At 44.8% G+C, this 5673-nt stretch carries 11 protein-coding genes; 4 read left to right on the forward strand and 7 right to left on the reverse strand.

Translation table 11 applies throughout. The annotated features are described in order from the left end of the window. Positions 1-74 precede the first annotated feature (74 nt). The 6 genes from HMPREF1546_RS07135 to HMPREF1546_RS07155 form a co-directional block, all read right to left on the reverse strand. Entirely contained in the window at positions 75-1091 is a 1017-nt protein-coding gene (locus HMPREF1546_RS07135; protein WP_051319976.1) for a site-specific integrase, read from the reverse strand. Between the two features lie 50 nt (positions 1092-1141). Then, positions 1142-1417 (reverse strand): hypothetical protein, encoded by a 276-nt coding sequence (locus tag HMPREF1546_RS07140; protein WP_021747780.1) that lies wholly within the window; start codon positions 1415-1417, stop codon positions 1142-1144. Between the two features lie 86 nt (positions 1418-1503). Further along, complete coding sequence (locus tag HMPREF1546_RS18750) at positions 1504-1779, reverse strand: hypothetical protein (RefSeq protein ID WP_147629912.1); 276 nt, start codon at positions 1777-1779, stop codon at positions 1504-1506. A 14-nt stretch (positions 1780-1793) separates the two neighbouring features. Next, positions 1794-2504, reverse strand: a complete 711-nt coding sequence (locus HMPREF1546_RS07145) for a hypothetical protein (protein WP_036629499.1) — start codon at positions 2502-2504, stop codon at positions 1794-1796. 9 nt (positions 2505-2513) lie between these two features. Beyond that, the gene (locus HMPREF1546_RS07150) at positions 2514-2882 is read right to left on the reverse strand and encodes a hypothetical protein (RefSeq protein WP_036629502.1); all 369 of its coding nucleotides are present in this window, start codon (positions 2880-2882) and stop codon (positions 2514-2516) included. A 1-nt stretch (position 2883) separates the two neighbouring features. Continuing rightward, positions 2884-3246 (reverse strand): helix-turn-helix transcriptional regulator, encoded by a 363-nt coding sequence (locus HMPREF1546_RS07155; RefSeq protein WP_021747783.1) that lies wholly within the window; start codon positions 3244-3246, stop codon positions 2884-2886. Between the two features lie 554 nt (positions 3247-3800). Here HMPREF1546_RS07155 and HMPREF1546_RS07160 point away from each other — a divergent pair. Then, on the forward strand, positions 3801-4034 hold the full coding sequence (locus tag HMPREF1546_RS07160) for a helix-turn-helix domain-containing protein (RefSeq protein WP_036629504.1): 234 nt from the start codon (positions 3801-3803) through the stop codon (positions 4032-4034). 139 nt (positions 4035-4173) lie between these two features. Here HMPREF1546_RS07160 and HMPREF1546_RS07165 read toward each other — a convergent pair whose 3' ends face one another. Continuing rightward, a complete protein-coding gene (locus tag HMPREF1546_RS07165) occupies positions 4174-4380 on the reverse strand; it encodes a hypothetical protein (protein ID WP_036629506.1) in 207 nt (68 codons plus the stop codon). 172 nt (positions 4381-4552) lie between these two features. Between HMPREF1546_RS07165 and HMPREF1546_RS07170 the strand changes: the two genes are divergently transcribed. From HMPREF1546_RS07170 to HMPREF1546_RS07175, 3 genes are all read left to right on the forward strand, one after another. Next, complete coding sequence (locus tag HMPREF1546_RS07170; RefSeq protein WP_021747787.1) at positions 4553-4816, forward strand: hypothetical protein; 264 nt, start codon at positions 4553-4555, stop codon at positions 4814-4816. Between the two features lie 452 nt (positions 4817-5268). Beyond that, positions 5269-5445 (forward strand): hypothetical protein, encoded by a 177-nt coding sequence (locus HMPREF1546_RS18755; RefSeq protein ID WP_156909654.1) that lies wholly within the window; start codon positions 5269-5271, stop codon positions 5443-5445. Between the two features lie 3 nt (positions 5446-5448). Continuing rightward, positions 5449-5673: pentapeptide repeat-containing protein (locus tag HMPREF1546_RS07175; protein ID WP_021751827.1), on the forward strand; the 225-nt coding region annotated here is incomplete at its 3' end.

Genomic DNA, 5673 nt, shown 5'->3' on the forward strand with positions numbered 1-5673 from the left:
CTGCTTTGGTGACCCGTCGGGGATTCGAACCCCGATAGTTAATGAATAAAACTATTGAAAATAAAGGGATTTCTCTAATCTGTCCGTAAATTTATCTGCAATTTGGATTCGAAATAGCCATTTACTTTGCGCGCGGTTGCCCTTTGTTCGGAGCTGATTGTATGCTGGTAGACGGTTTTTAACATATTGTCAGTGGCGTGTCCCATGCGCTCCTCCGCGTACTTGTTTGGTATTCCAAGGGCCAGCATGACGGAGGCGTTAATATGGCGCAGATCGTGGAAGCGGTAGTGCTGAACGCCAGCCTTTTTGCAGATGGTTTGGAATCGACAATACAGGGCGCGGCGTGAAAGATTTACAATATACTCCCCATTATGCGGTGCTGCTGCAATCAAATTTTGAAGATACTGTGGGAGATCAAGGTCCCGTTTGGAGATATATGTTTTGGTCGTCTTAACGCCTTCGTCTACTTTTGCGCGCCGGATGTGGAGGACATCACCGTCAACATCTTCCCACTTGAGGCCCAAGATTTCAGACATACGCAAACCAAGCCAGAGAGCAAGCATAATCGGGAGCTCGTTTTCGGTGTCCTTACACGCCTTCATGATGGCGCCTATATCATCATCTGACGGGATAGAAATTTCATAGCGTACCTTTTGCGGGAGAGTGGTTCTAAGAGCTATGTCTGGCCTGTAAACTGCTAATGTAGCACTTAGTAGCCCATGAGCGTTTCGGACAGTCTTGGGAGATTTATTCCGAGCCATCATATTGATAGACCGCTGGACGATTTGCGGCGTGAGGCGGTCCAAATCAATATCCATGATGTCCTGTAAAGCGTTCGCACGTATCCTCTTATATCCGGCAATTGTGGCTGGAGACAAAACGGCGTCCTTACTTTCTACATATTGGTCTATAGCCTCACCAACAGTTAGTCCGGTCTTTTTCCTGGCCGCTTTAGCTCCGGACTTTATCGCTGCTGCCTGATTTTCTGCCTCTTTTTTTGTTGGAGCGGTAATGGATATTCTCTCCCCGGCTATCATAACGCTAACATTCCAGTTACCAGATGGGAGCTTTTTGGCGCTTGGCAACTTCAAGCAGATCACCTCCTAAGAGTACGCCGCCAGGGAAGACCTGACGGCGGTTTTTATTGGGCTTTCTTCAACTCATTGATCTGCTGAGTATGTAACTCCACCGCTTTTTCCAGATCATCCACCCGGTCCTCCAAGATGTCTAAGGCCTCTTTAGGGACTGGGTTGATTTGCTCACTGAGGGCTTGGAATTTTGGGTCAAAATAGGACTCCATAAGCACCATAGTTTCACTGATGATTTCTTTCTTCTGCTTGGCCATCTTCTGGTCCATGCGGGATTCTAGCCCGGTCATTAACTGTGCAATAGCCTGTAAGTCTTTTTCATCTAACATTTTGCGGTCTCCTTATCAAAAGGGTTCTTTGTTGTCTACGGAGAAATTCCTTTATACGGGATATAGACAAGAAACTGATGATACTTTTATCTCATTTTATCTTGTTCTTTTTCATATTTCTTTTGAGACCTCATAAATTCTTTTTGGACCTCTTCTGGAGTGGATCGATAGCCGCATACTTGGCAAACAGCATAAGTAACGGTTTTGTTTTTCCTTCCGCGCAATAACATTGCAAGTACAATCCATCCCAAAATCGGGATGCAGAGCAAAATTAGATAAATGATAACTGTCAGGCATCCACGTCGTTGCGTTTCATTTACCGCCTGTACTTGCATTTGCCCACCACATTTAGGACATATCATAGAAACACTTCCCCTTAATAATACTTAAGTAAATCTTTATACTCCAATGCAACAGTTTCTACACGTTGGTCAAATTGAACTTGCTCGGCGCTTGCTTTTCTTTTTCTAACAGGTTTCCAGTTCCTTTGCTTTTTGTTTAATTCATCAATTTTAGCAATAAAATATTCTTTGTTCCCGATTCCGTATTTCAATAACTCTTTTAATAAAGCTGCCGATTTTATGTATTCATGTTCTTTTTCATATAGTTCAGAAAACTTTGTTAACAGAAAGAGGGGGAAAATAGTATCAAATTGTAAAAGCTCTAATTTTGGGATTTGATAATATGAATTTTCAAATAAGCTGATTGCACATTCTCTCCTGCCTGCTCCTTGGTCTCCCATAGCTAATGCACAAGCTAATTTGTCAATCGGTTCCTGCGAACTCTTCCCCAAAATCTCAACAATGCGCATTAAAATATATCTTGGCTTATACGTAATTACATACGCTTCATTAAAAAGTCCCAAAAGTCTATATTTTGAAGGATATTTTTTTTTTGTAATATTAATAGCAGATTTTAGAATAAAATCTTCGTGTCCAGAAAGCCTGGACATATCGTATTTTCCATTTTCTCCTATAATACTTTTATTAGGGTCTTGGTTATATACTTCTGGACTATATTTCGTTTTAGAATGATTATCTGCATTGTGCTGCACTTTAGCAATAGACAAAAAATCAAACAGTCCCATAATCTCGCCTCATTGTTCGTTAATTCGTTTTTCTTTTTGTACTTGCTCTCTCATTGCAAACATATAGTTTCTGAAAACGTCAAGACTATTAAAGATCGGAATCACGCTTGGCGAATGAGCAAAAACGTTTGGGAGAACAGAATTTTTCTGCTTAATTCCATCCGCCTCCTCTTCTATTTGTCTGATCGGGAGAATATCGTTATAAAAGTGATTTTCCCGAATGTGACAAAGCTCATGGTCTAAAATTGCTTGTTGTTTGACTTTACAGAAAACGGAATTGATATAAATATCGAATGTTCCATCATCATTTGGAATTGTTACGCCCTCAACTTTTGACGGAAATTCAATATACCGCACAAAATAAGTAGGCGTCCACACACTATTTATCCTCGACTTTCCGCAGGGCTTCAATAATGGCGGCTGCTTTTTTCACATCATCCGGCGTGGCTCCGTCCGCTAGTTTGAACAGCATTCGGCATTCTGGCCTTGTGCGTAGCCGTTCCAATACTTCGTCTAGCTCGTCTCCTAATATGGGGGCGGGCACTTTTTTTGTTTCCTCCGTTAATTCTGATACAGGTACGCCGAAGTAGTCAGCGATTTTTTGAGCCGTTGCGTCTGTAGGTTTTCCCCCAGCTTTCCACCTTGTAACAGCGGACTTTTTTAACCCTACCTCAGTAACTACTTTCGATGGAGTTTTCCCAATATTATTGCACATGGTTAAAAAGTTACTGTAGAAACTCATAATTTGTAATCTCCTTTTTTGTGCAAAACAGAAAAGTACGGAAAGTTAACAAAAAGAGATTGACAGTAACTAAAGTACGGTGATATACTGATAACAGTTTCGAAAGTTAACAAAATACCAGACCCCGGAGTTATCTCCCGTGTCAACCGCTTTTATGTATCTCGCAAATTCATAATAGCACGGCATGTTAACTTTTGCAACTACTTTTTGACTGCGGCGGGAAATAAAAAGCAGATGTCCGCAAGACAATAGCCTGTCTATTGGACATCCGCTCCGCAGAGAGTTCCACCGCCTGCAAGTATTTGGTGTGCAAATACTCCGGGCTTATCGGTCTTGATGCGGCAGTCTGGCTTTTCTGCGTCCCCATGTCATCACGGGGCTGTCCAGACATTTAAGGAACCCAGAGAAAAGTGGCATGATGCCTGCGATAGCCGAAGTGGCCTGCATGGTGGCACCGCCTCCTTTCCCGCCCGGGCGTAAACCAGCTGGGCAATCTAAGGATACCAGACTTTCCCGCCGCAGTCAACAAATCAAACAGAATGGAGGGATAAAGGGTGCCGGAGACATGGACCGGAAATCTGATTGGGAAGATGCACAATAAGGATGTTACCTATGATGAATTAGCCGAAGAAATGGGCGTTACAAAATCATACGTTTCTATGATTTTGAACGGACATCGAAGACCGCCGGATATCAGAAATCGCATGGAGGTCGCCTTTAATAGCATCATTCAACGCAGGAATGGCATAACCGTAGACGAGCTTCTTTCGGATCAGGGCGAAGGGTGAGGGGAGGTGAGAGAACGTGGGGCGATCATTTGTGGTTGCAGTTATCGTATTTAGCGTCATGTCTAATATTTTTCTTTGGATGAACCTATGGAACCTAAAGAAAACCGTTTTTGAGTTCCAGAGAAAGAATATTGAGTACTTAAAAGAACTTTGCAAGGAGCCAACCGAGAATAGTTCCCGCGAGAGTACCGAGCAAACCGCCAACAAAGTATAAGTCGGCCTTTCGTTCAGCATGTTTTCTTAGCTCTTCTTCTCGCTCTAACCGATAAACAATATTTGGAACAACTTTTCCTTCCGCAATATCAGGAACGTCAAATTCAGAATCACCAATTTTAAGTTTGCTCATTAAACATTCTCCTTTCTCCCCATCAGCCTATCACATCTAGGGAGAAAGGACAATAAAGATGCCCCCGCCGGTGATAGCGACACCGACGAGGGCTGCGGAGACCTATTGATAGTGCCAACAGGCCCGCGAGGTTATTATACACGCCTCCGGGTCAAATGACAAGGAGGTTTTTATGAACGAAAAAGACAGCATTCAAGCCCTTGAAAGGCAGGCAAGGAACACCAATCGTCTTATGGACAATCTCTGTCTCGCCTGGAAAGGCCGCACATGGGAGGAGGCCCACATGGATTACACATTTGAAGATTACCGCAAGGCACTGGAAGGTGCTGGCCCCAAGTTGAAGGAGCTGATTCTGGACCGGGCGGCACATGATCCCGGCATCGATTTGATGGAACTGAAAGAGCTGGTTTCCGTTGCGTACCCGGAAGATGTGTAAAAAATCCCGCCTGACCGTTACCAGCAGTCAGACGGGCAAGGATTGAGCAACCACGAACAATCCTTTTGGATACAGTATATCGCCTCCAAGGGGAGAAATCAAGGAGGAAATCATGGCGCGAACAAAACTAAGCAGGTTTTCTGTTCCCCCATGTGAACAGAGGGCGAGGATTCTTCGTTCTGCTGGAGGACGTATGGGGTATACCGATCGGGACCTGGGAGAATTGGCTGGAATGACCCAATCTAATATCTCCATGAAACTAAGCGGAAAGCGCAAATGGTGGCTGGATGATATTAGCGCCTTAGATAAGGTTTTGTCACTGACTGATGACGAAATAATCCGATTTGTGCGTGCAGGGAGATAAAAATGAGTACATACATTTTTGCTTTAATCGGCATTTGTACGGCTACGTCATGGTTCATGCGCTTCCTTTCCTGGATGGAGGGCGAGCGGTGAAAGTCGGAGACAAGCTGTGCCTGGAACCCACCATCCCCACCAGCGCCTTTGTGACCGCAAGGACAGGCCCGCATCCCTGCCAGGTGGTCTCCATCAACGAGCGGCACCATCATTTCACCGTGGAGTTCGATTTCCCCGAAGGCAGCTTCCGGGAGACCTACAAGGAGGAATAACGCATGGATGAACAAGAGTTGAAAAATATTTTGGACAAGCACTTTAAATGGCTACGAGGCGAAAATGGCGGAAAACGGGCCGACCTGTCCGGGGCCAACCTGTCCAGGGCCAACCTGTTCGGGGCCAACCTGTCCAGGGCCAACCTGTCCAGGGCCGACCTGTCCGGGGCCAACCTGTTCGGGGCCAACCTGTTCAGGGCCAACCTGTTCGGGGCCAACCTGTTCGGG

Origin of the sequence: Oscillibacter sp. KLE 1745 (genome assembly GCF_000469445.2) — a bacterium.
Classification (GTDB): domain Bacteria; phylum Bacillota; class Clostridia; order Oscillospirales; family Oscillospiraceae; genus Oscillibacter; species Oscillibacter welbionis.